Below are 22,652 nucleotides of genomic sequence, written 5' to 3'. Positions count from 1 at the left end.
TCACCGGCGCCGCCTCACCCCGTCCCCCAGGAGGCCCCTGATGTGGTTTCGCCACCTGTCCCCGGTCAGTCCGAGACGCCTGCTCGCGGTCCTCTCGCCCCTGCTGCTCGTGGCCGCGTTCCTCGGCGCCCAGCCCGCCGCCGCGGCGACCGTCGACCCCAACGCCTCGTACGTGCTGGTCAACCGCAACAGCGGCAAGGCCCTGGACGTCCACAACAGGGCGACCGACGACGGAGCCCGCATCACCCAGTGGACCAGGAACGACCAGGCCCAGCAGCAGTGGCAGTTCGTCGACTCCGGCGGCGGCTACTACCGCGTCAAGTCCCGTCACTCGGGCAAGGTGCTGGACGTCCACAATCTGTCCACCGCGAACGGCGGCTCGATCGTCCAGTGGGCCGACCTGAACGGCACCAACCAGCAGTGGAGGCTGGCCGACAGCTCCGACGGCCATGTACGGCTCATCGCGCGCCACAGCGGCAAGGCCCTCGAGGTACAGGGCGCCGGCACCGCCGACAACGCCAACGTCGTCCAGTACGACGACTGGGGCGGCACCAACCAGCAGTGGCAGCTCGTCAAGGTCGGCGGCGACGGTTCCGGTCCGTGCGACCTGCCGTCGTCCTACCGCTGGACGTCGACGGGCGCGCTGGCGCAGCCCAGGGCGGAGTGGGCCTCGCTCAAGGACTTCACCGTCGCCCCCTACAACGGCAGGCAGCTCGTCTATGCGACGACCCACGGCGCCGCGGGAACGGGCAAGGCGTGGGGCTCGATGAACTTCGGCCTGTTCACCAACTGGTCGGAGATGGCCTCGGCAAGCCAGAACACGATGTCGTCCGGCACCGTCGCCCCCTCGCTCTTCTACTTCGCACCGAAGAACATCTGGGTGCTCACCTACCAGTGGGGCGCGACCGCCTTCTCCTACCGGACGTCGACCGACCCGACCAACCCGAACGGCTGGTCAGCACCGCAGCCGCTGTTCTCCGGAAGCATCTCCGACTCCGGAACCGGCCCCATCGACCAGACGATCATCGGTGACGGGACGAACATGTACCTGTTCTTCGCCGGCGACAACGGCAAGATCTACCGGGCCGGCATGCCCATCGGGAACTTCCCGGGCAGCTTCGGCTCCTCGTACACCACGGTCATGAGCGACACGGTGAAGAACCTGTTCGAGGCGCCGCAGGTCTACAAGGTCAAGGACCGCAACCAGTACCTGATGATCGTCGAGGCTCGGGGTGCGGACGAGAAGCGCTACTTCCGCTCGTTCACCGCGACGAGCCTGAACGGCTCCTGGACACCCCAGGCAGCGACCGAGAGCAACCCGTTCGCCGGCAAGGCCAACAGCGGCGCGACCTGGACCAACGACATCAGCCACGGCGAACTGCTCCGCACCAGCGCCGACCAGACCATGACCGTCGACCCCTGCAACCTGCAGTTGCTCTACCAGGGCCGCAGCCCCGGCTCCGGCGGGGACTACGGCCTCCTGCCCTACCGTCCGGGTCTGCTGACCCTGCAGCGCTGACGGTGTGAACGCCGGCCGGACACCTACTCGGTGTCCGGCTGGTGGTCGGCCCAGACGTAGCTGTCCGGCAGCAGATCCCTCACGGGGACGGCGCGGAGGCGGTCGCCGGACCCGACGATGACCCGGAGGGAGGGGAAGTAGTCGAGCAGGACCTGGCGGCAGCGGCCGCAGGGCGGCACCACTCCCCTGTCGCGGTCGCCCACGGCGACGACGGTGTCCAGTTCGTAGGCCCCCTGGGCGGCCGCCGTGCCGATGAGAACCAGTTCGGCGCAGGGGCCTCCGGTGAAGTGGTAGGCGTTCACGGCCGTGATGACGCGGCCGTCCCGGGCACGGGCCGCGGCCGCCATGGTGTGGTTGTCGCCCCGGCACCGGGTGCGTGCGACGTCGGTCGCGGCCCGGACGAGTTCGTGGTCGACGGGGTGGGTTCCGGTGGTCATCGTCTGCGGCCTCGTCCTTGTCCGGTCGACCGGGGCCGGCGCCCCGGCGGAGGGTGGGGTCACTCCGTCGGGGCGTCGCGGTGGAAGGGCGGCCCGTCACCGCGCCCGGCAGCAGGGCCGGTGTCGGTGTCGGGCGCGCCCGAAAGGTGTCTCAGCTGCTCACCGGCTGCAGTTTGGCACGGAAGTGCCGCAGGATCGGGGACTGTTCCACGATGCGGTAGCCGTGCACGGATTCCGCGTTCTTGACGATCTGTTCCAGGGTGCGGCCGACATGGTCGTAGTGGCTGCGGGTGTAGACGCGGCGCGGGAGCGCCAGCCGGACCAGTTCGTAGGGTGCGCTCTTGGTCGGGTTGCCGTCCTCGTCCTCCTCACCGAGGTAGAGGGAGCCGAGTTCGGCCGAGCGGATGCCGCCTTCGAGGTAGAGGCGGCAGGCGAGGGCGTGGCCCGGGTAGTGGTGGGGCGGTATGTGCGGGAGCAGGCGTCCGGCGTTGAGGTAGAGGGCGTGCAGACCGGGGGGTTCGAGGATGTCGACGCCGGCCGAACGGACGCGGTCGGCGAGGTGGGAGGCGACGTCGGCCCGTTCGGCGAGGTAGGCGGGTTCGGTGACCTCCAGCAGGCCGGTGGCCATCATGTCGAGGTCGCGGCCGGCGAGTCCGCCGTAGGTGGCGAAGCCCTCGGTGGCGATGAGGAGGCGTTCGCACTTCTCGGCGAGTTCGGGGTCGTTGAGCCCGATGAAGCCGCCGATGTGGACGATGCCGTCCTTCTTGGCGCTCATGACGCAGCCGTCGGCGAGCCGGAACGCCTCTTCGGCGACCTGGCGGGGGGTGCGGTCGCGGTACCCCTCCTCGTGGCGGGTGACCAGCCAGGCGTTCTCGGCGAACCTGGCGGCGTCCAGGATCATGGGGACGCCGTGGCGGCGGCAGATCTCGGCGGCCTGCTTGAGGTTCTCCATGGAGACGGGCTGGCCGCCGCCTCCGTTGTTGGTGATGGTCATGATCACCACGCGTACGCGGGCGCCGTCCGGTCCTTCGAGGGTGGTGCGGAGCTTGTCGAGGTCGATGTTGCCCTTGAAGGGCCGCTCGCTGTCGAGGTCGCGGGCCTCGGCGCACGGGATGTCATGGGCCTGACATCCCGAAAGCTCCACGTTCGCCCGGGTGGTGTCGAAGTGGGTGTTGGCCAGGACGATGCCGCCCGGTTCGAGGAGCGTGTTGAACAGGATGCGTTCGGCGGCGCGGCCCTGGTGGGCCGGGAGGATGTGCCGGTAGCCGGTCAGCTCGGTCACGGTCTCGTGGAAGCGGTAGAAGGAGCGCGAGCCCGCGTAGGACTCGTCGCCCTCCATGCCCGCAGCGAGCTGGGCGGCGGAGATGGCGCCGGTGCCGGAGTCGCTGAGCAGGTCGATGGTCACCTCCTCGGCGCGCAGGTCGAACAGGTTGTGGTGCACCCGCTCCAGCGCCGCCTCGCGCTGCTGCCGAGTGGTGAGCGCGATGGGCTCGACGACTTTGATGCGGTACGGCTCCATGATGGTCCTTGCTCCTGAAGTACTGCGGAACGGCTGGTCGTTGCTGCGCCGGCGGAGGGGCGCGTGCCCTGCCGTGGACGGTGCGGTGCGGTGCGTCGACGGGATGTTCGGGGGCCGGACCTCATAGGCCTCCGACGAGATGTACGTGGTCACCCGGGGCGGCTGGTGCTGCTCGTGGGCCAGGGCCAGGTACGCGATGAGTCCGGCGCCGTCCTGCGGGGCGCGCGGGGTGAGCGCGGACAGCGACCGGGCGAGCGTCTCGGTGCCCAGCCCGTGGCGGCCGAGGACGGTCCCGGCCCGCCGGAGGGCTTCGGCGTCGTCCCGGACGTAGTCCCTGACCGGGACATGGAGGGTGAAGCCGGTGGGACCGCCGGTCGTCCGGGTGAAGGAGTGACAGGTGAGGACGGGGCGCCGGTCGAACCGCGCCCCCGGGGCCGACGCCTGCCCCGCTCGCGCCCCCGGGGCCGACATCTGCCCCGCTCCGTCGTCGAAACCGCCCGCCGTGCGGAGGAACTCCTCCAGCGTCGCGCCGTCGGGACCGTTCTCCATCCGGCACAGGCCGCCTACGCCGGTCACCGGCAGCCCGTGATGCGTGGCGTAGATCTTCACCCGGGGCGCCGCCCAGTCGCCCAGGTCGAGTGCGAAGAACGGGTGTCCGTCGGCCGGCGGCAGCGCGTCGAAGGCGTGCCGGTGGCCGAGGCGGTCGAGCGCCTCCCGGATCGTTCCGGCGGCCCTCGCCGGGCCCGACGCCGCGGGGTTGAGGTACACCTTCATCCTGGGCACGCCGCCCGGGCGCAGTTCCAAGGCGATCCACAGGGCCAGGGGGCCCTGCGGATCGGGAGGCAGGAACAGGTCCTCCAGGGCGTCGAGCTGCCCGGTGTCGAATCCCCAGCGCCCCGCCATGGACCGGACGACACGCAGGCCGGTGCGGCCGTCCTCGCGGAGGTCGCCGGCGCCGCATCCAGGTTCGAGCAGCACCCGCAGCCTGGGCGACGCGTCGGCGGCGAAGGAGAGCGAGAACTCCACGGGGGTGGAGTCGTCGGACAGGAAGCTCCGGGAGGGGGCCGGCAGGTCCAGGGACCGTTCGGCCGCCGCTCCGAGGGAGTCGGCCAGGACGAGCGCGTAGGTCTCGGCGTCGGACGGGCCGAGCCCCGACACCTGGCACAGGCGCCGCAGTTGGCCGGTCACGAGCTCGCCGAGCGTCCGGTCCGGCCGGGTCGTCCCGGCGCCGGACGTGCGGGCGCTCACCGGTTCTCCCGCCGCTGCTCGCACGGGGCGGGCGGGGTCGCGGACGGGAGTTTCCGCCCGTGGGTCCGCTGGGTAGAGAAGGAGACAGAAAGATACCCGCCGACCTCGGCGGGTATCTCGTGTCGTGGCGACCGGCGGCGGATCTCGCCCCTCGTGCCCTCCACGTGGGTTAAAGCGGTGTGCCGTCGGGAGCGGCGGGAAATGTCCGGATGTCGAGCAGAAGCGGCGCCGGTGGATATGTGGTCCACGACACCTCCCTTTGTTCGTTGGTCACCACGAATTGCCGCCGCGTTACTACCCCGTTGGTTGAAAACTCATGCAGTGCCCTCTGTCACAGGAGGTTGCGTGCATCACCCCTTCAACCAGGACAGGAACGAACCCCACACACCTCGCTCCTGCTTGCGGCCCGCCGGGGCGCTCTCGCCGCGTGCGGCCGTCTCCGCGCGGGGCGGGGTGGGCCGCTGCAGCACCTGAGGGGTGAAGCGGCAGGGAAGCGCGGCGAGCGCACGGTGGAAGGGGCCGGGACGCCAGGTGAGGCTGTCCGCGGGGACCGCGAGTTCGATGTCGTGCAGCCGGTTGAGCAGGTTCTCGATGGACACCATGGTGACCAGCCGGGCGAGCTCCTTGGAGGGGCAGGCGTGCGGTCCGGCGCTCCAGGACAGGTGGGCCCGCCTGCCGCCGGTCTGACGGGCCGTCGCGAGCGCCGGGTCGGTGTTGGCCGCCGTCATGCTGATCAGGACGAGATCTCCGGCCCGCATCTTGGTGCCGCCGAACTCCAGGTCGAGGGCCGGGTAGTGCGGCGCGAAGTTCGCCATGGGCGGGTTCTCCCACAGCGTGTCGTCGATGGCTTCCTCGATGAGGCCGCCGTCGGCGTAGCGGTCGTGCAGGAGCAGGCGGTGCAGGGTGTTGCCGATGAGGTTGCGCAGCGGTTCGGCGCCGGCACCGAGGAGCAGGATCAGCTGGTGGACGAGTTCCTCGTCGGTCAGCCGTGCCTCGTGCCGCATCAGGTAGGAGGTGACGTCGTCGGCGGGCCTGGCCCGCTTGAGGGCGACCAGCTCGAACACGGCCTGGCCCAGCACCGCGTTGGCCTTCTCGGCGTTGACGCCCTCGAAGACCCCGGAGATGCCGAAGACGACCCGGTCGCCGATGTCCGCCGGGCAGCCGAACAGCTCGTTGAAGACGAGCAGCGGCAGCTGCTTGACGTAGTCGTTCATCAGGTCGATGGACCCGCGGGCGGAGACCTGGGCCAGGAGGTAGTCGGAGGCCCGCTTGGTCATGTCGCTGATGCGGCGGGAGTCGACCTTGGCCAGGCTGTCGGTGATGGCCTGGCGGAGCCGGGCGTGCTCGGCTCCGTCGGTGAACATGGCGTTGGGGCGGTACCCCAGCATCGGGACGACCGGGCTCTCCGGGCCGATCTTGCCTTCCGCCACGTCACGCCAACGGCGGGCGTCCTTGCGGAAGTTGCCGGAGTCCTGGAGCAGGCGCAGCGCGGTCGCGTGGTCGGTGACGAGGGTGGCGTCGACGCCGGGCGCGATCTCGACCGGAGCGGTCTGCCCGTAGTGCCGCATGTACGCGTAGTACGCCTGCGGGTCGGCGGCGTACTCCGGCCCGTACAGCGGAACCCGCATGCCGCTGTCGTGGGCGGGGCAGCCGGGCGGGGGTGCCGGGAAAGAGGAGTCGGGGGTCATGTCTGCTCTGCTCCTAACGGGCGCGGTCCATCAAGTAGCGGACGAGCGTGATCAGTGCTTCGGCCGACGAGCGTTCGTCCCGCGCGTCGCAGGTGACGATCGGGGTGTCGTCGAGCAGATCGAGCGCTTCGCGCAGTGCCCTGGCATCACGTATGGATGTGCCGTCGAAGTGATTGACCGCGATCGCGTAGTCGAGCCCGTACTGCTCGATCAGGTCGATCACGGCGAAGGAGTCGGCCAGCCGCTCGGGGTCGACCAGCACGAGCGCCCCGAGGGCGCCGCGTGCCATGTCCTCCCACATCTGTACGAAGCGCTGCTGGCCGGGGGTGCCGAAGAGGTACAGCACGACGCGGTCGCTGACGGTGAGGCGGCCGAAGTCCATGGCGACCGTGGTGGTGGTCTTGCCCTGGACGCCCTTGAGATCGTCGATCGCCTCGCCCGCCTGGGTCATCGTCTCCTCGGTGGAGAGCGGCGAGATCTCGGAGATCGACCCGATGAACGTGGTCTTGCCCACCGCGAAGTGCCCGACGACCAGGATCTTCACGGCGGTCTGCGTCTCTCCGCCGGGAACGTAGGCCCGCTCATCCAAACTTGGACTGGAGACCATGGAGCACCTCCTCGAGAATCTGCAGGTTGGCGACGGGCGCGCGCGCCGCCGCCGGCGGTCGGGTGACGAGGTAGCCGGCCTCGGAGAGGGCGGCGAGCAGGATCTTGACCACTCCCACCGGCAGGTGCAGGTGGCCGGAGATCTCGGCGACGGAGAGGTAGCCCCCGACACACATCCCCAGCAGGTTCTGCTCCTCGGGCGAGAGGCGGGCGGGCCGCTGCTGCTGGTCGACGACCGCGGTGACCAGCGTGATCAGCGAGAACTGGCTCTCGCCGGGCAGGCTGCGGCCGCCGGTGATGACGTACGGACGAACTAATTCGGCGGCTTCGTGCTCGTGCCTGTCGGAATCGGTCATGGCCGTACCACGCTCTCCCGGGGCGGCGCGGTCATGACCTTGCCCAGTTGTCGGACGAGCTGCTGCATGCGGAAGGTGATGTCCGCCATGTCGACGTCGGAGGAGGCCGACACGGCGAGGTAGGCGCCGTCCCCGGCCGAGATCAGGAAGATCCAGCCGCCGTCGAACTCGACGAGGGTCTGCTGCCAGCGCAGGTCGGAGCGGGAGCAGAAGAACGCCAGGGACCGGCTGAGCGACTGCATGCCGCTCATCGCGGCGGCGGCCTTGTCGGCGTCGTCCTTGTCCACGTCCTTCGAGCGTGCCCTCAGCAGCCCGTCGGAGGAGACCAGAACCGCGTGCAGGGCTCCGGGGATCTCCAAGGCGCTGTCAAGCATCCAGGAAAGATCGTTGTTCATGGGACCTCGTGCCCTTCGCTGCTCGCGTCACGGGTTCCGCCCGGCCGCTCCCCCTCCGGATGTGTGGCGCGGCCCGCGTCCGTGCCCTGCTTGAAGGCGGCCATGATCGCTGCCGTCTCCTCGCTGCGGCGCCTCGGGGCCGGGGCCGCGGTCGGGCCGCTGGACACCAGGGCCATCGGCCGCTTGCGCCGCCGCTTGGGCAGACCGTCCTCGGTCGTGCCGACGGGCAGCGCGGGCTCGGGCGTGCTCTCGTACGCCGAGGCGCGTGTCTCGACGGCCGCGGGCTCCTCCCGCGGCGCCACCGACTCCACCGGCGCGGCCGGCTGCGTGGGCACCGGCATGTCGGTGAGCAGTTCGTCGGGCAGCAGCACGACCGCCCGCACACCTCCGTAGGGGGAGGTGGAGTCCACCGAGACCGTGAAGCCGAACCGCTCGCAGAGCACGCCGATCACCGCGAAGCCGAACTGCGGCGGGTTGCCCAGTCCGGAGACGCCCGTGGCACGCTCGCTCGTCAGGAGCTTCTCGGCCCTGGCCTTCTCCTCCTCGTTCATGCCGACACCGGCGTCGTCGACGATGATGCAGACGCCCTTGGGCACGGAGCGCACGTTGATCTCGACCACGGTGTCCGGGCTGGAGTAGCTGGTCGCGTTGTCGAGCAGCTCCGCGAGGGCCAGTGCCACCGGTTCGACGGCCCGGCTGGTGACGCCGAAGTCGACCTTGGACAGGATGTGGGCCCGCTGGAAGTGGCGGATCCTGCCCTGGGCGCTGCGGACCACGTCGTAGACCGAGGCCACGTCGCGGTGCCGGCCGAGCCAGCCCTCGCACAGCACGGCGATGGACTGGGCGCGCCGGCCGAACTGCGCGTTCATGTGGTCGATCTCCAGGAGGTCCTGGAGCATGACGGAGTCTCCGTACTTGCGCTGCAGTCCGGAGATGATGCGCTGCTGTTCGGCGGCAAGGCCCTGCAGGGTCCGCATGGCGGACTTCAGCGCGGTCCTCGTCTCGCCCTCGGCCTCCTGCTGCGCCGAGCGGACGGACTCCGTGTATTGGCTCTCCAGCTCACCGTAGTGGTTCCTGAGCCCTGCGATCTCCTGCCGTAACGTGCGCGCCGCCCGTCGCTGGCGAACGATGAGAGCGGCGGCGACAAGGGTTACGACAAGGAGCGCCCACAGCGCCGGGTTTTGTATGTATTGCGTCATGAGACCCTCTTCAGGCGGCCGATAGCCAGCTACTGAATTCCTGTCAATTCACACATACCGAAGGTCAGCCATTCCAGGGTTGCCACGAGGAATTCACCAAAGACGATGGATGCTCCTTTTGCACCCATCCGTCCACTCGGTAAGTGCCGTGATCGTATCATCACTCAACCTGATGACTGGGTGTCAGCCTCGGTACTTCTGGCGACAGTTGACCCCAACCGGAACGTGCTGAACACGGGCACAAGCCGCATTGCCACGGACGACTGCCGTACATGTGCCGGGTGTTGACTCGTGTAGTCGCCCATCAGCCCGGTATCCGAGCGCAGTTGATGATCCCGAGCGTCGCGCGAAAAGCCTCTCGGAAGTCATGATGGTCGGTAAGCGGAACGTCAGGGGGAGATCGCTGTGCGTGGGGACCGCCGACCCGGCTCCGGGCTCGGGCCGGGACGCTCGTCGCGGTGCGCGGCCGTGCGCCCGCTCGACTCGCTCGGCTGATTCCGCGCCGAGAAGAAACGTTGAACCCGCGGCGGCGTGCCGACGATCCGCCGCGTCGAACATCACGGAGGTTGTCATGTCTCACGCAGAACACAGCGGTGTCGGCAGGCGTCAGTTCCTGGCCCGGTTCGGAGCCGGGGCCGTGGCCGCCGTGGCCGGATTCGACCTGGTTGCCCGGCAGTGGGTGACGGAGGCTGCGGCAGCGGAGAACTCCGCCCTCGCCGGCGTGCCCCCGCTCGACGGCTCCCTGGTCTACGACGCCGCGTCCCTCACGGCGAACGCACACGACCAGGGCAACATCGTGTTCCGGAGACCGTGCGCGGTACTCCGGCCGGGGTCCGTCCAGGACGTCCGGAAGATGGTCGCCTTCTGCGCCGACCACGGCATCAAGGTGGCGCCGGCCGGCGCGCACCACGCGATGTTCGGCCAGCCGCTGGTCAGCGGGGGCCTGGTCATCGAGATGCGGTCGCTGGACACCATCCACTCGATCGGCGCGGACGGCGCCGACGTCGAGGCGGGCGTGCTGTGGCAGGACCTGGTCAGGGCCGCCTTCGCCCAGGGGCTGACCCCGGTCTCGCTCACCAGCTACCTGGGGACGACGATCGGCGGGACCCTGTCCATGGGCGGCATCGGGATGATGTCCGCCTACCGGGCCGGCGCACAGGTCGACCACGCCCGGCGCCTGCAGGTCGTCTCGGGCGACGGCCGGCTGAGGTGGTGCTCCGGCACGCAGAACAGCGACCTGTTCGACGCCGCGCTCGCCGGACTCGGGCAGTGCGGCGTGATCACGCGGGCCACCGTCGACCTCGTCCCCGCCAAGCAGCTGGCCCGCACGTACCGGATCGGCTACCAGGACATCCCCACCTTCTTCCGGGACATCCGCATCCTGGCGAACCGGGGCGAGTTCGACTCCCTCGGCAGCATCCCCCAGCCGGGCACCGCACAGCCCCTGACCCTGTGGGCCACCGTCTTCCACAACCCGGGCGACACCCCCGACACCACGCGTCTGCTGCGCGGACTCAGCCCCGCCGCGGCCTCGGCCGTCTTCGAGGACTCCCCCTACCTCGACTACATCTCCCTGGTCACCACCATGTACGACTCCTTCGCGGCGAACCTGGACTGGGACGCGAAGGTCAAGCCGTGGTCGGACCTGTTCCTGCCGGACGACGCGGTCGAGGACTACGTCGCGTCGGTGTTCCCGTCGCTGAGCGCCGAGGACCTCGGTCCGACCGGGTTCGGGCTGATCTTCCCGATGCTGCGTTCCAGCTACGGCCGGCCGCTGCTGCGGCTGCCCAGCGACGAGGGCGGTCCCTGGGTCTGGCTCGTCAGCGTGCTGACCGACGCCGCGCGCTCCGGCCCCGACCCCGACTTCGCGACGCGGATGACCCAGCGCAACTACCGCTTCTACCAGGAGGCCGCCGCCGTCGGCGGGGTGCGCTACCCGCACGGCGCCTGCGCGTTCACCGCGGCCGACTGGCAGGCCCACTACGGCTCGATGTGGTCGCGGTTCTCCGAGTGGAAGCACCGCTTCGACCCGTCCGGCGTCCTGACCCCGGGCCCGGGCATCTTCTGACCTTCCGATCTTCTGCCCCGGGGCGGCGGGCCCGCCCCGGGGATTCACTCTTTCGGTCCTTTCCTGTGGCCGGACGCGCGCGTCCGGCCACAGGCCGGCGGACGGCCGGAGCGAGGCGGTGCCGGAGTGACGGGGGGAGATCGCGGTGGCGAGCGTGCACGGAGTCCGTCACCGATACCGCGGATCTGCCGCGTCAGGTGGCGCGTTCACGCCTATCGTGGAACGGCACACCGACGCTCGGCGCCAAGGCAGGCTGGACATGAGGGAACCGCATATCGACTATGCGGAGGTCTTCCGGGCACTGCCCGGCATGGTGGCGCTGCTCACGCCCGATCTCGTGTACGTCGACGCCAACGACGACTTCCTGCGGCTGGCCGGACGCTCCCGCGAGCAGCTGCTGAACCGCTACATCTTCGACGTCTTCCCCGAGAACCCGAACGAACCGGCGGCGGCCGGGATGCGGGAGACCCGGGAGTCGATGCTGCGGGCGGTGGCCACCGGCGAACGCGACACGATGGCGCTGCTCCGCTACGACATCGAGGACCCCCAGCTCCCCGGCTCCTGGCAGGAGCACTACTGGAGCCCGGTCAACGCGCCCGTCCTCGGTCCCGACGGGCAGGTGGCCCTGATCGTCCACCGGGTGGAGGAGGTCACCGAACTCATCCGCGCCCGGGGCGGCCCGGGCGGCGACAGCCGCGCCCAGGTGCTGGAGGCCGAGCTGTACACCCGCGCCCGGGAACTGCAGGAGGTCAACGAACGGCTGCGCACGGCCCACGCCCACGAGCGCGAGGTGGCCCTCGCCCTGCAGGCCGCGATGCTGCCTCCGCCCGGCCCGACCGGGCAGCACGACGCGGCCGTACGGTACCGCCCGGCCATCGGCGCGCTGAACGTGTGCGGCGACTGGTACGACCTGGTGGGCCTGCCCGGGGAGGGCCTCGCGGTGGCCGTCGGCGACGTCGTCGGCCACGGCCTGGCGGCCGCCTGCGCCATGGGACAGCTGCGCAGCGCCCTGAGCGGGGCCACCCGCCTCTCCGGCGGTCCGGCCGAGGCACTGGAGGCCCTGGACCTGTACGCCCGTTCCGTCGAGGGCGCCGAGTCGACCACCGTGGTGACGACCTTCATCGACTGGGACAGCAACACCATCACCTACAGCTGCGCGGGCCATCCGCCGCCCGCCCTCGTGCACCCCGACGGCACCGTCACCTTCCTCGACCGGGCCACCGACCCGCCGCTCGCCGCCCGGCCCACCCATGCCGCCCGGCCCCAGGCCCGCACGTCCTTCGTCGAGGACTCCACCCTGGTCCTCTACACGGACGGGCTGATCGAGCGCCGTACCGAAGGCATCGACACCGGTCTGCGGCGCCTCGCCGAATCCCTGGCCCACCACCGCAAGCAGGACCCGGAGACCCTGGCCGACGCCCTGCTGGCGGATCTCCTGCCGCTGACCGGCAACACCGACGACACGGCCCTGATCGTCCTGCGCCTGTGATCCGCACGGGGGCCCCGCCCCGTGCTGCGGCGGCCCGCCGGCGCTCTCACCTGCCCCAGATCTTCCGGTACCCCTCCCGGAAGCCCGACGGGTTCCAGCTCGTGGCGCCCTCGCTGTTGTCCGCCGTACTGATGTGGACCGGGGCCACATAACCGCTCGCCGGGCGGCGGGAGAAGGCGCGGTTGAACTCGTCCACGATCTGCCAGCCCTGGAGGATGAGCGGTTCGGGAACGGTGGCCGCCTGGTACTGGTCGCTGTTGACGCGCTGGAACGCGGAGGGGTCGCCGTCTCCCGCGCCGATGTTGAAGGGCGGACCCGCGCCGTCCTTGCCCGCCGCGCGGAACGCGGGCGCTGCGTCGGCGAAGTACAGGTCGTTGATGGCGACGGAGTGGGTCCAGCGGCCCTGGAAGCGGGAGAGGAGCGAGGAGACCTCACGGGGCGTGCGGCTGCTCGCGTCGGGGATCGGGATGTTGACGTACGACAGGAGCTTCACGCCCGCGCAGGTGGCGAGTTCCTCTCTGATCAGGTCGGACTTGTTCTTGGCGAAGGGGATGGAGGCGTCGGTGAGGATCACGACCCCGGCGTCGCCGTCGGAGGTCGCGACGACCCACTGCGCGCTGATCCTGGCGACGTCCTCGACCTGGGTGGTGACGTTGGTGAACAGGGCGGGGCGCCGGCTGGGGCCGGGAGCGGCGACCGCGTGCCAGCCGATGACGGGGATGCCCGCTCGTTCGGCTCGGGCGAGCTGCTGCGAGGTCGCCCCGGGGTCGAAGCCGCCGACGACGATGCCCGAGGGCCGGAGGGTCACCGCCTCGCTCATGGCCGCCTGGATGCCGGCGGGAGTGCCTCCGCCGTCGATCACCCGGACGTCCCAGCCGACGACCCGCGCGGCCTCCCGGATGCCGTCTGCCGCGCCCGCGACTCCGGGGTTGGTCATGGTCTGGGCGACGTACACGAGGGTGCGGCCGGTCACGGCCTTCGGGCCGGTGGCCGGGCCGTTCCAGGGGACGTCGGTCCGTTCCGCCCGGCCGACGGCGGCCCGGGCCTCGGCATAGGCCCTCGGACAGCCGTTCGGCCCGGATGCGGACTCCGGGGGGTCACCGGACGATCCGCGGTCGCAGCCGGCGAGCAGGGCGGCCGTCACGGTCAGCAGTGCGGCCGCCGCGTAGCGGGTCCCGGGCGCGCCGGAGCCGGTTCTGCGTCGGCGCGGGCCGTGGTGGGAGTGGTGCACGAGTGCTCCTCGCGGAGGGACGAGCGGGAGGGCGCGGCGGCGCCCGGCCGCGGTCATGGGGCGCCGCCCGGTGGCGGCTCCGCGGGGCCGGCGGGTGCGTCGCGGGCCGCGAAGGCGCCGGTGCGCATCCGGCGGCGGGCGGCGTATCCGGCCAGGCCGACGGCGAGGAGCAGGGTGCCGCCGTGGAAGAGGGGCACCGTCCAGAAGTCGGCGCCCATCTGCGCGATGCCGGTGAGGCCGACGGCGAGGACGGTGACCGCGACGAGGGTGCCCAGGGCGTTGGGGCGGCCGGGTCTGATCGCCGTGGAGCCGAGGAGTGCGCCGACGAAGGCGGGCAGCAGATAGTCCAGGCCGACACTCGGATTGCCGATCTGCTGCTGGGCGGCGAGCAGCACCCCGGCGAGGCCGACGATGAGTCCGGAGGCGGCGAAGGCGCAGACGGTGTACCTGCGGACGGGGATGCCGACGAGCTCGGCGGCGCGCGGGTTGGATCCGACGACGTACAGACAGCGGCCGATCGGCAGCCGTTCCAGCACCAGCCAGAGGACGAGGGTGAGCGCCAGTACGTAGAAGGCGGGGACCGGGAGGCCGAGGAAGGTGGAGGTGTAGAGGTCGGTGAAGGCGGGCGGGAGTCCCTGGGGGCCGGGGACGATCCGGCCGCCGTCGGTGACCCAGCCGGTCACGGCGTACATCATGCTGCCGGTTCCGAGGGTGGCGATGAAGGAGTCGATACGGCCGAACTCGACGATGACGCCGTTGACGACGCCCACGACCGTCCCGCCGACGGTCACGGCGAGGCAGGCGAGCGGCCAGGGCCAGCCGGCGTCGACGATCAGGTACAGCACCATGACGTGCGCCAGGCCGAGTCCGTAGCCGATGGACAGGTCGAAGGCGCCGGTCACGATGGGGACCATGGCGGCCAGGGCGAGGACGGCCGGGATCGACTGGGTGGACAGGATCGAGTCGACGGTGTCCAGGGTGGGGAAGGTCCGCGGGAGGGCCAGGGAGAAGACCAGGACGAGCAGGAGGGTCAGACCGAGGAGGCCGTAGGCGCCGATGAGGTGCCCGCCCGTGCGGGTGCCGGGGGCTGTGGCTCTCGACGGGCGCGGGCGGCGCGGACGCGGGGAGGGCGGGGCGGTCATGGGGCCGTCGCGGTCGCGCCGGGGGGCAGGGCCGAGGCCGCCCGGGTCAGGGCCGCGACGGTCAGGGCCGGCCCCGCCGGTTCGGCCGTCACGGTCCCGCGGACGAGGACCAGGGCCCGCCCGCACACGCCCGCGACCTCCTCGAAGTCGGTGGAGACGAGGAGGATCGCGAGGCCGTCGGCCAGTGCCTCCCCGAGCAGCCGGTGGACGGCCGCCTTGGCCCCGATGTCCACGCTCGCCGTGGGCTCCTCCAGGATCAGCAGCCGCACACCGGTCCGCAGCCGGCGGCCGAGCATCACCTTCTGCTGGTTCCCGCCGGACAGGACGGCGACGGGTACCTCGCCGTCGCGCGGCCGCACCGAGAACCGGTCGATCAGGGCGGCGGCCTCGGCGCGCTCGCGGCGGGGTCCCAGCCAGCGCGGCGCCGGTCCGTCCCCCGCGCGAGGGTTGGCCAACAGGTTCTCCCGCACGGTCAGTTCGGGGAGGCAGCCCTCCCGCAGCCGGTCGCCGGGCACCAGGGCGACCCCGCGCCGGACGGCCTCGGCGACGTCGCGAGGCCGGTACGGGACGCCGTCGAGGAGGACCCGTCCGCCGAGGAGGGGCCGGGCACCGGCGAGGGCCCTGCCCAGCTCCCTGTGCCCGGCGCCGGGCAGACCGACCAGTCCGAGGGCCTCCCCGGCTCTCAGCTCCAGGTCGACCGGGCCCGCGCCGGGGGTCCGTACGCCGTCCAGGGCCAGGAGGGGCGGGGCACCGGCCGCCATGGGCGCGGGACCGGGGGCGGCCGGGGCGGGGCGGAGTCCGGCCGGGTCCTCGCCGGTGATGTCGCGCACCAGGCGCAGCGGGCTGTGGCCCGCGGTCGAGCCGTGGCTGACGAGTCGGCCGTCCCGCAGGACGGCGAAGGTGTCGGCGACCTCGTACACCTCGTCGAGGCGGTGGCTGACGTAGAGGATGCCGTGGCCCCGGTCGCGCAGGGTGTGCAGGACACGGAAGAGGCGGGCGCAGTCCGCGGCGGGCAGCCGGGCGGTCGGTTCGTCGAGGACGACGAGCCCCGCCCGGGTGGCCAGGGCGCGGGCGATGGCGACCAGGGACCGCTCGGCGGGGGTGAGGCGGGCGATCGGCGTGTCGGGGTCGAGGTGGCCGCCGACGAGTGCGAGGGCCTCGGTGCAGCGGTCGCGGGTGCGTCGCCAGGAGATCAGTCCGGCGCGGCGGGCGTATCCCGTGCTCAGGGCGATGTTCTCGGCGACCGTCATCCATTCGACGAGACCGAGGTCCTGGTGGATGAAGGACATGCGGGACGTCGCGGTGCGGCTCGCGAGCGGGTGTCCCTCGACGGTGATCCGGCCCGCGTCGGCGTGGTGGACGCCGGCGAGGATCTTGATGAGGGTGGACTTCCCGGCTCCGTTGGGACCGAGGAGTGCGAGGACGCTGCCCGCGTGGACGTCGAGGTCGACGCCGGCCAGGGCGAGGGTGCCGCCGAAGCGCTTGGTCAGGCCCCGCACACGGACCAGCGGCTCCGGCCCGCCGGGCGGGGCCGGCTGCGCAGAGGTGTCGTGAGCGTCGTGCACGGACAGCTCCGGGGGTCGGCCTGGCGAGTTCTTCCGGCTTCTGCTTCCGGCAGCGATATTAACCACCCCTATCGCCCCCTCTACGGCATTTGGCCATCGGTCGGCGTCGGTCGCGTCAGCCGCCGTCGAGTCCGCACTGGGCCCAGATGACCTTGCCCTCGGGCGTGTAGCGCGTGCCCCAGCTCTGGGAGAGCTGGGCGACGAGGAACAGGCCGCGCCCGCCCTCGTCGGTGGTGGCGGCCCGGCGCAGATGCGGGGCGGTGCTGCTGGTGTCGGCGACCTCGCAGATCAGGGAGCGGTCGTGGAGCAGCCGTACCCGGATGGGCCCGGCGCCGTGGCGGACGGCGTTGGTGACCAGTTCGCTGAGCATCAGTTCGACGGCGAACGCGGCCTCGTCGAGGCCCCAGTCGGCCATCTGCCGCTGGGCGGCGGCGCGTACCTCGCTGACGCGGGCGGGGTCGGCCGGCAGCTCCCAGGTGGCGATCCGCCGCGGGTCGAAGGCGTGGGTGCGGGCGACGAGCAGGGCGATGTCGTCGCCCGGGTGGGCGGGCGCCACGGTGTCCAGGACGACCCGGCAGGTCTCCTCCGGGCTGCGCTCGGGGTGGGCCAGCGCACCGCGCAGCTGGTCGAGGACCACGTCGACGTCACGGTCACGGTCCTCGATGAGTCCGTCGGTGTAGAGGACCAGCTGACTGCCTTCCGGCAGGTGGATGTCGACGGCCTCGAAGGGCAGTCCGCCGAGGCCGAGGGGAGGTCCGGCGGGCAGTTCGGGGAACGACACGTCGCCGTCGGGACCGACCAGGGCGGGCGGCGGATGGCCGGCGCGGGCCAGGGTGCACTGCTGCGAGGTCGGGTCGTAGACGGCGTAGAGACAGGTCGCGCCGATGATGCCGCCGCCGTCGGAGACCGGGTCCTCCCGGTCCAGCCGGCCCACGAGGTTGTCGAGGTGGGTGAGGACCTCGTCCGGCGGGAAGTCGAGTTCGGCGAAGCTGCGGGCGGCCGTGCGGACCCGGCCCATGGTCGCGGCGGAGAGCAACCCGTGGCCGACGACGTCGCCGACGAAGAGTCCGACACGGGCGCCGGAGAGCGGGATGACGTCGTACCAGTCGCCGCCGACGTCGGATTCGGCGGGCAGATAGCGGTGGGCGACCTCGACGGTGTCCTGATCGGGGAGCCCCTGCGGGAGCAGGCTGCGCTGCAGGGCGAGGACCATGGTGCGTTCGCGGGTGTAGCGCCGGGCGTTGTCGATGGACAGGGCGGCGCGGGTGGCGAGTTCCTGGGCCAGCGAGCGGTCGTCGTCGCCGAAGGGGGCGGGGTCCTGGGCACGGTAGAAGGCGGCGACGCCCAGGACCACACCACGGGCGACCAGGGGGACGGCGATGAGGGAGTGGACGTGGCTCAGCAGCCGGTCGGTGTGCTCGGGGTCCTGCGCGAGCCAGCCGGCGGCCGCCCTCAGGTCGGGCTCCAGCACCGCTTCCCCCCTGGTCAGGGAGCGCAGCTGCGGAACGGTCGGGCCGTAGTCGACCTGCTTGCCCACCGGGCTGAAGGGGAGGTCGTCACGGATGCCGTGGACGACCGTGCGGCGCAGGTCGTCGCGCGGGTCCGCCGCCTCCTCGCCGCGCAGCACGGGTTCGGCGAGGTCGATGGTGACGTAGTCGGCCAGGCGCGGGACCGCCGTCTCGGCGAGTTCCCGGGCGGTGCGGCGCACGTCCAGGGTGGTGCCGATCCGGGCGCTGGCCTCGGACAGCAGTTCCAGCCGACGGCGGGCCGCGAGGGCATAGGTGCCGACGTGGGGCTCGCCCACCATGAGCAGACCGCGGTCGGGGGCCGGGGGGCGGCCGGCGCTACCGCCGTCGACGGCCGCGGCGGCTACCGCGGTCCCGTCGGGTGATGCGGGGACGGACGCGGGTGATGCGGGGGCGTGGTCGAGGGGTGCGGGGCCGTGCTGATGGCCGGGGGCGGGGACGACGGTGAGCGGGCCCGGCGTCAGATTGAGGAGGCCCTCGTGGCGGGGCCGAGTCGTCGGAGTGGCGGCGGCGCCGACGCCCCGCGCGGGGTCGACGGCGAGGGCCGGCAGCGGCGCGGCGGGGCGGAACGCGGTGAGGACGTCCTGCCCCGGGACACCGGGCAGGACGGCCTCGACGGCGATGCCCTCCACGCCGGAGGCGCTGGTCACGGGGCGGCTGACGAGCGTGACCCGCCGGCCGTCGGTCAGGGGGACGTCGACGGCGGCCCGCTGGGCGCGGGAGATCAGTTCAGCGGCCTTCTCCAGGAGGCCGGCCCGGTCGGCGGGGCGCAGCCCGTGGACCAGCTCGCCGACGCCGACGCCGACGCCGTGGTGAAGGCCCGTGCCGGCCTCGGCCCCGGACCCGGCGCCGGCTCCGGCGTCCAGGTAGGCCCGCAGCAGGGACCGTTCCCGCACGGAACTCTGCCCCAGCAGCCGCCGTTCGATGGCCGCGCCCGCCTTGCGGATCACGCCGTCCAGCGCCGGATGTTCGAAGCCGCGTGGATATCCGAAGCACAGGACGCCCTCGATCCGGCCGCTGAGCGGGTCGCGCACGGGGAGCGCGCGGCAGGCGCTGGCCTGGGAGCGTTCGGCGAAGTGCTCGGCGCCGTAGACCCGGATGAGCCGCCGTTCGGCCAGGGCGAGGCCGATGCCGTTGGTTCCGGCGAACTGCTCGGCGAACACGAACCCGGGGACGGTCTGGATGTCCGGGAGTCCTCTGGCCAGCGACGCCTCCCCGAAGCGGCGGAGCAGAACCGTGCCGTTCGCGTCGGCTACCGAGATGTTCATCGCGCTGCCGGCGAATCGGGACTCCAGCCGGTCGAGCACGGGTACGGCCGCGCGGGCGATCCGGTCGTCCCGGTCGAAGTCGTCCCGGAAGGGCAGGTCGGACCGGTCGGGGGACAGTCCCAGGGACCGGCACCGCTGCCAGGAGCTGAGGATCGACGTGCGGACGCCCGTCTCCGGCGACTCTCCCTGCAGGAACCGTTCGCGCAGGACGGCGGGGCCCCGGTCACGAAAAAGGTCGGGGCTCGTGCCGTCTGTCGCACGTCCCGTGAGGATCGGCTCGCCGTCGGACCGCACCACGCTGGCCTCACTCGCGCCCTGGACAATCCGCTTATCGGAAATATCTGGCATTGACGAGGATACGGGCATACGCAACACGAGTCACGATTCGGGACGCGCTCACCCTTGGTGACGGACGGAAGGAGGAGGTGGCGCGACCTCGCGGAGTGTCGGCCCGGAGGCGCCCCTCGGCCGGGCACGGACGTCGGCGGACGAGCGCCTCTCCAGGAGCCCGGCGGCCGTCCGCAGGGTCACACCCCTGCCGTCGGCCCGCTCGACGACCCCACACGGCCAAGGAGGGCAGCCCGCGAGCCACCAGGTGCCACCCCGCACTCCCCGGCACCGACCCCCTCCACCACCCCCTCAATTCAAGCACACTGCAAATTTTACCTAGAGCAATGATTCATTCGCCGCCCCCGCCCGTACCCCTGGGTGACCCAGTCCCGCTGCCAGGAGGTACCCCTTCCATGCGTCGCACCAGGAGCATCGGCACGATCTTCGTGAGCGGCGGTCTGCTGATGACCGTCGCCGCGCTCGCCTACCCCGCCCTGGTGGGCGTCGGGAAGACGACCGCCACCCCGGACCGGATCATCGCCAGCACCCGGTACGGGCCGCTCACGGAGGCCGACCGGGACTTCGTCATCAAGGTGCGCTCCGCCGGGCTGTGGGAGTACCCGCTCGGCGAGATGGCCATGCAGCGCGGTACGACCGCGGAGATGAAGGAGGCGGGCGCGCATCTCGTCGTCGGACACGCGGGGCTCGACGAGCTGTGCCGCAAGATCGCGCCCGAGCTGGGCATCACCCTCAACAACCAGGCCAGCCCGCAACAGCAGCAGTTCGTGGCGACCGCGGACGCGGCCACCGGCAAGGAGTTCGACTCCACCGCCGTCACCATCATGCGGGTCACACACGGCCAGATCTTCCCGGCCATCGCCAAGATCCGCGCCAGCACCAGGAACACGATGGTGCGCCAGCTCGCCGACCTGGCCAACGACACCGTGCTCGACCACATCACCGTGCTGGAGAAGACCGGACTGGTCAACCACGACCAGGTGAACTACCAGCAGACCAACCCGCCGAAGCTCCCGAAGGACCAGGTCACGCCGCCCGTGCCCCAGCCGGGCGCCCCGATGGTCGTCCTGACCCCCCGTCCGGATCTGAACGTACGGACCGCCGCGCCGACGGCCACCCCCACGGACGGGCCGGCGGCCGACTCCGCGGGCGGTGGTACGGCGGGCTGAGGCACCCGCCCGCGGGGGCGGGGCGCGGCTGGGCCGGAGCGCTCAGGCGCCCCGGCCCACCCAGGTGTCGACCCAGCCGAGCGGGTACGTCTCCGAGTCGTCCGCCGCGGGCGCCGCGGGCTCCCCGCCCGCGGTGTTGAACGCGGTCAACGCGGCGACGAGCGCCTCCCGTTGGGCCGGGGCGAGGCGCTCGACGACCGTGGCGAGTTCGGTACGCCGGCGGGCCATCACGTCCTCGACGGCGCGGCGCCCTTCGTCGGTGAGCTGCAGCAGGGTCTCGCGACGGTTGTCGGGGTTGGTCCGGCGGTCGGCGAGTCCGGCCGCGATCAGCCGGTCGACCATGCGCATGGCGGTGGACGGGGCGACCTGGAGCTGGTCGGCGAGGACGACGAGTTTCGTGGCGCCCCGCATGGACAGCACCACCAGCATCCGGAACTGCGGCAGGGTCACCCGCTCCTCGACGGCGGCGAGCGACCGCGCGGAGATCGCGACCAGCAGCCGCGACGCGGTGAGCACCGCGCGCGTCACCTCGTCGACGTCGTCCACGTCACCCGCAGGGCCCTCACGTTCAGTCATGTTCCCTTTCTATCCCGCCGCTCCGCCCGGGCCGTCGGCGGATCCGCGCAGATTTTCCCTCCGCATGACCGAACGGTGTCTTCCAGCGGATCTTCGGGGCGGGGAGGGCGGGGCCGCTTCAGACCAGGGCGGCGACCAGCGCGGTGAGCGCGGCGACGATGACGCCGACACGGACGTGGTGGAGACGGTCCCAGCGGTTGGCCTGCTGCTTCCAGTCGGCGGGCCGGTTCTCCGGGGTCCAGGTCTTGCTCCGGTCGTTGATCGGGACGAGCAGCAGGACCGACATGATCACACTGAGCAGCAGCAGCGCGCCCGCCGTGACGACGAGGCCGGTGCCGCGGTCCTGCCGTCCGGCCACGGCCCAGACCGCGACGAGGACGAGCGAGGAGACGTACCAGACCGGCATCACCGCGCCGAGCATCCGGCCCCCGTGGGCGCGGCCGAGTTGTCCGCCGTCCCCCGGCAGCGCGTCGAAGATCCGGTTCATGACGAAGGCGACGGAGAACTCCACCCCCACCATCACGCCGACGGACACGGTGGTGAAGACCTGCAGAGCTTCGAGCATGACGACCCCTCCAGATTTCTAGCATTGACAGGCAGTGTGTCAACGCTAGACCTACTGCCGCTCGATTGTCTAGCGATGCTAGGATCGGGTCATGTCGGTACAGGAACGCAAGGAACGCGAACGGGCGGACCGAGAACGTCTCATCGTGACGACGGCCCGCGAACTCGCCGAGCGGCAGGGCTGGGAGGCGGTCACCACCCGCCGGCTCGCCGAGCGCATCGAATACAGCCAGCCCGTCCTCTACAGCCACTTCCGCGGCAAACGCGAGATCATCGGCGCCGTCGCCCTCCAGGGCGCCACCGAGATGGCCGTGGCACTGCGGGCGGCGTCCTCCGCGGCGGACGGGCCTCGCGCGCGGGTCACCGCCCTCGCCCGCGCCTACCTCGACTTCGCCGAGCGCAACCCGGCGGTCTACGACGCGATGTTCCGGCTCGACGGCGGCCTGGCCTTCGCGCGGGAGGACACCCCGGAGCCGCTGAAGGACGCCTTCGCCGCTCTGCTGGAGAGCCTGGGGGAGGTCGCCGGAGAGGGTGTCCACCCGGGGCTGTTCACCGAGGTGTTCTGGGCGTCCCTGCACGGCCTGGCGACCCTGACCCGGGCGGGACGGCTGCCGCCGGAGGAGTCCGAGCGGAGGGCGGAGCTGCTGGTGGACCGCCTCGCCGTGCTCTGACGCACCGCCGCGGAGGGCGCACGGCCGCAGCACGGCGGGCACGCCGCGGTTCGCGTCCTCGGCCCGGA

At 71.8% G+C, this 22,652-nt stretch carries 18 protein-coding genes; 5 read left to right on the top strand and 13 right to left on the bottom strand.

The genetic code is table 11. The annotated features are described in order from the left end of the window. Nucleotides 1–40: 40 nt before the first annotated feature. On the top strand, nt 41–1,519 hold the full coding sequence (locus tag SCAB_RS37930; protein ID WP_013005335.1) for a non-reducing end alpha-L-arabinofuranosidase family hydrolase: 1,479 nt from the start codon (nt 41–43) through the stop codon (nt 1,517–1,519). Between the two features lie 23 nt (nt 1,520–1,542). On the opposite strand, the gene SCAB_RS37925 is transcribed toward SCAB_RS37930, so the two are convergent. The 7 genes from SCAB_RS37925 to SCAB_RS37895 all read right to left on the bottom strand — a co-directional run bounded on the left by SCAB_RS37925 (nt 1,543) and on the right by SCAB_RS37895 (nt 8,967). Beyond that, on the bottom strand, nt 1,543–1,956 hold the full coding sequence (locus SCAB_RS37925) for a cytidine/deoxycytidylate deaminase family protein (RefSeq protein WP_013005334.1): 414 nt from the start codon (nt 1,954–1,956) through the stop codon (nt 1,543–1,545). A 151-nt stretch (nt 1,957–2,107) separates the two neighbouring features. Continuing rightward, nucleotides 2,108–4,723: a tryptophanase gene (locus tag SCAB_RS37920; protein ID WP_013005333.1), complete on the bottom strand. Its 2,616-nt coding sequence runs from the start codon at nt 4,721–4,723 to the stop codon at nt 2,108–2,110. A 350-nt stretch (nt 4,724–5,073) separates the two neighbouring features. Continuing rightward, nucleotides 5,074–6,411, bottom strand: coding sequence for a cytochrome P450 (locus SCAB_RS37915; protein ID WP_013005332.1), 1,338 nt, complete (start codon nt 6,409–6,411; stop codon nt 5,074–5,076). 13 nt (nt 6,412–6,424) lie between these two features. Further along, nucleotides 6,425–7,018, bottom strand: coding sequence for a GTP-binding protein (locus tag SCAB_RS37910; protein ID WP_013005331.1), 594 nt, complete (start codon nt 7,016–7,018; stop codon nt 6,425–6,427). Further along, entirely contained in the window at nt 6,993–7,373 is a 381-nt protein-coding gene (locus tag SCAB_RS37905) for a DUF742 domain-containing protein (protein ID WP_013005330.1), read from the bottom strand. Before SCAB_RS37905 ends, SCAB_RS37910 begins: the two co-directional genes overlap by 26 nt. Next, entirely contained in the window at nt 7,370–7,768 is a 399-nt protein-coding gene (locus SCAB_RS37900) for a roadblock/LC7 domain-containing protein (protein ID WP_037727590.1), read from the bottom strand. Before SCAB_RS37900 ends, SCAB_RS37905 begins: the two co-directional genes overlap by 4 nt. After that, on the bottom strand, nt 7,765–8,967 hold the full coding sequence (locus tag SCAB_RS37895; RefSeq protein WP_013005328.1) for a sensor histidine kinase: 1,203 nt from the start codon (nt 8,965–8,967) through the stop codon (nt 7,765–7,767). The genes SCAB_RS37900 and SCAB_RS37895 overlap by 4 nt, the downstream gene beginning before the upstream one ends. 571 nt (nt 8,968–9,538) lie before the next feature. Here SCAB_RS37895 and SCAB_RS37890 point away from each other — a divergent pair. Both SCAB_RS37890 and SCAB_RS37885 read left to right on the top strand, forming a co-directional pair. Next, on the top strand, nt 9,539–11,035 hold the full coding sequence (locus SCAB_RS37890; RefSeq protein WP_013005327.1) for an FAD-binding protein: 1,497 nt from the start codon (nt 9,539–9,541) through the stop codon (nt 11,033–11,035). 259 nt (nt 11,036–11,294) lie between these two features. Continuing rightward, entirely contained in the window at nt 11,295–12,524 is a 1,230-nt protein-coding gene (locus tag SCAB_RS37885; RefSeq protein ID WP_041670098.1) for a PP2C family protein-serine/threonine phosphatase, read from the top strand. A gap of 46 nt (nt 12,525–12,570) precedes the next feature. Here the strand turns inward: SCAB_RS37885 and SCAB_RS37880 are convergent, their stop codons facing one another. The 4 genes from SCAB_RS37880 to SCAB_RS37865 form a co-directional block, all read right to left on the bottom strand. Continuing rightward, the gene (locus SCAB_RS37880; RefSeq protein WP_013005325.1) at nt 12,571–13,755 is read right to left on the bottom strand and encodes a substrate-binding domain-containing protein; all 1,185 of its coding nucleotides are present in this window, start codon (nt 13,753–13,755) and stop codon (nt 12,571–12,573) included. 53 nt (nt 13,756–13,808) lie between these two features. Then, complete coding sequence (locus SCAB_RS37875; RefSeq protein ID WP_013005324.1) at nt 13,809–14,897, bottom strand: ABC transporter permease; 1,089 nt, start codon at nt 14,895–14,897, stop codon at nt 13,809–13,811. Beyond that, nucleotides 14,894–16,462 (bottom strand): sugar ABC transporter ATP-binding protein, encoded by a 1,569-nt coding sequence (locus SCAB_RS37870; protein ID WP_013005323.1) that lies wholly within the window; start codon nt 16,460–16,462, stop codon nt 14,894–14,896. Before SCAB_RS37870 ends, SCAB_RS37875 begins: the two co-directional genes overlap by 4 nt. 115 nt (nt 16,463–16,577) lie before the next feature. After that, nucleotides 16,578–19,553, bottom strand: coding sequence for a SpoIIE family protein phosphatase (locus SCAB_RS37865; protein ID WP_013005322.1), 2,976 nt, complete (start codon nt 19,551–19,553; stop codon nt 16,578–16,580). A 446-nt stretch (nt 19,554–19,999) separates the two neighbouring features. Between SCAB_RS37865 and SCAB_RS37860 the strand changes: the two genes are divergently transcribed. Continuing rightward, nucleotides 20,000–20,773 (top strand): DUF4142 domain-containing protein, encoded by a 774-nt coding sequence (locus SCAB_RS37860; RefSeq protein WP_013005321.1) that lies wholly within the window; start codon nt 20,000–20,002, stop codon nt 20,771–20,773. Between the two features lie 42 nt (nt 20,774–20,815). On the opposite strand, the gene SCAB_RS37855 is transcribed toward SCAB_RS37860, so the two are convergent. Beyond that, nucleotides 20,816–21,349, bottom strand: a complete 534-nt coding sequence (locus SCAB_RS37855; protein ID WP_013005320.1) for a MarR family winged helix-turn-helix transcriptional regulator — start codon at nt 21,347–21,349, stop codon at nt 20,816–20,818. A 118-nt stretch (nt 21,350–21,467) separates the two neighbouring features. Continuing rightward, nucleotides 21,468–21,914 carry a DUF1772 domain-containing protein gene (locus SCAB_RS37850; protein WP_013005319.1) on the bottom strand — a complete coding sequence of 149 codons (447 nt, stop codon included), beginning with the start codon at nt 21,912–21,914 and terminating at the stop codon, nt 21,468–21,470. Between the two features lie 91 nt (nt 21,915–22,005). Here SCAB_RS37850 and SCAB_RS37845 point away from each other — a divergent pair, with 91 nt between their 5' ends. Further along, nucleotides 22,006–22,584 (top strand): TetR/AcrR family transcriptional regulator, encoded by a 579-nt coding sequence (locus SCAB_RS37845; protein ID WP_013005318.1) that lies wholly within the window; start codon nt 22,006–22,008, stop codon nt 22,582–22,584. Nucleotides 22,585–22,652: the final 68 nt, after the last annotated feature.

The sequence above is a fragment of the Streptomyces scabiei 87.22 genome (genome assembly GCF_000091305.1).
GTDB lineage: Bacteria > Actinomycetota > Actinomycetes > Streptomycetales > Streptomycetaceae > Streptomyces > Streptomyces scabiei.
The sequence above is the reverse complement of the archived record's forward strand: the minus strand, read 5'-3'. Positions and strand labels throughout refer to the sequence as shown.

What these genes read in the sequence shown, in the direction of transcription:
- SCAB_RS37890 (WP_013005327.1), top strand. Translation starts at nt 9,539, where the DNA reads ATGTCTCACGCAGAACACAGCGGTGTCGGCAGGCGTCAGTTCCTGGCC.
- SCAB_RS37850 (WP_013005319.1), bottom strand. Translation starts at nt 21,914, where the DNA reads ATGCTCGAAGCTCTGCAGGTCTTCACCACCGTGTCCGTCGGCGTGATG.
- SCAB_RS37875 (WP_013005324.1), bottom strand. Translation starts at nt 14,897, where the DNA reads ATGACCGCCCCGCCCTCCCCGCGTCCGCGCCGCCCGCGCCCGTCGAGA.
- SCAB_RS37900 (WP_037727590.1), bottom strand. Translation starts at nt 7,768, where the DNA reads ATGAACAACGATCTTTCCTGGATGCTTGACAGCGCCTTGGAGATCCCC.
- SCAB_RS37885 (WP_041670098.1), top strand. Translation starts at nt 11,295, where the DNA reads ATGAGGGAACCGCATATCGACTATGCGGAGGTCTTCCGGGCACTGCCC.
- SCAB_RS37910 (WP_013005331.1), bottom strand. Translation starts at nt 7,018, where the DNA reads ATGGTCTCCAGTCCAAGTTTGGATGAGCGGGCCTACGTTCCCGGCGGA.
- SCAB_RS37860 (WP_013005321.1), top strand. Translation starts at nt 20,000, where the DNA reads ATGCGTCGCACCAGGAGCATCGGCACGATCTTCGTGAGCGGCGGTCTG.
- SCAB_RS37915 (WP_013005332.1), bottom strand. Translation starts at nt 6,411, where the DNA reads ATGACCCCCGACTCCTCTTTCCCGGCACCCCCGCCCGGCTGCCCCGCC.
- SCAB_RS37895 (WP_013005328.1), bottom strand. Translation starts at nt 8,967, where the DNA reads ATGACGCAATACATACAAAACCCGGCGCTGTGGGCGCTCCTTGTCGTA.
- SCAB_RS37925 (WP_013005334.1), bottom strand. Translation starts at nt 1,956, where the DNA reads ATGACCACCGGAACCCACCCCGTCGACCACGAACTCGTCCGGGCCGCG.
- SCAB_RS37845 (WP_013005318.1), top strand. Translation starts at nt 22,006, where the DNA reads ATGTCGGTACAGGAACGCAAGGAACGCGAACGGGCGGACCGAGAACGT.
- SCAB_RS37930 (WP_013005335.1), top strand. Translation starts at nt 41, where the DNA reads ATGTGGTTTCGCCACCTGTCCCCGGTCAGTCCGAGACGCCTGCTCGCG.
- SCAB_RS37855 (WP_013005320.1), bottom strand. Translation starts at nt 21,349, where the DNA reads ATGACTGAACGTGAGGGCCCTGCGGGTGACGTGGACGACGTCGACGAG.
- SCAB_RS37905 (WP_013005330.1), bottom strand. Translation starts at nt 7,373, where the DNA reads ATGACCGATTCCGACAGGCACGAGCACGAAGCCGCCGAATTAGTTCGT.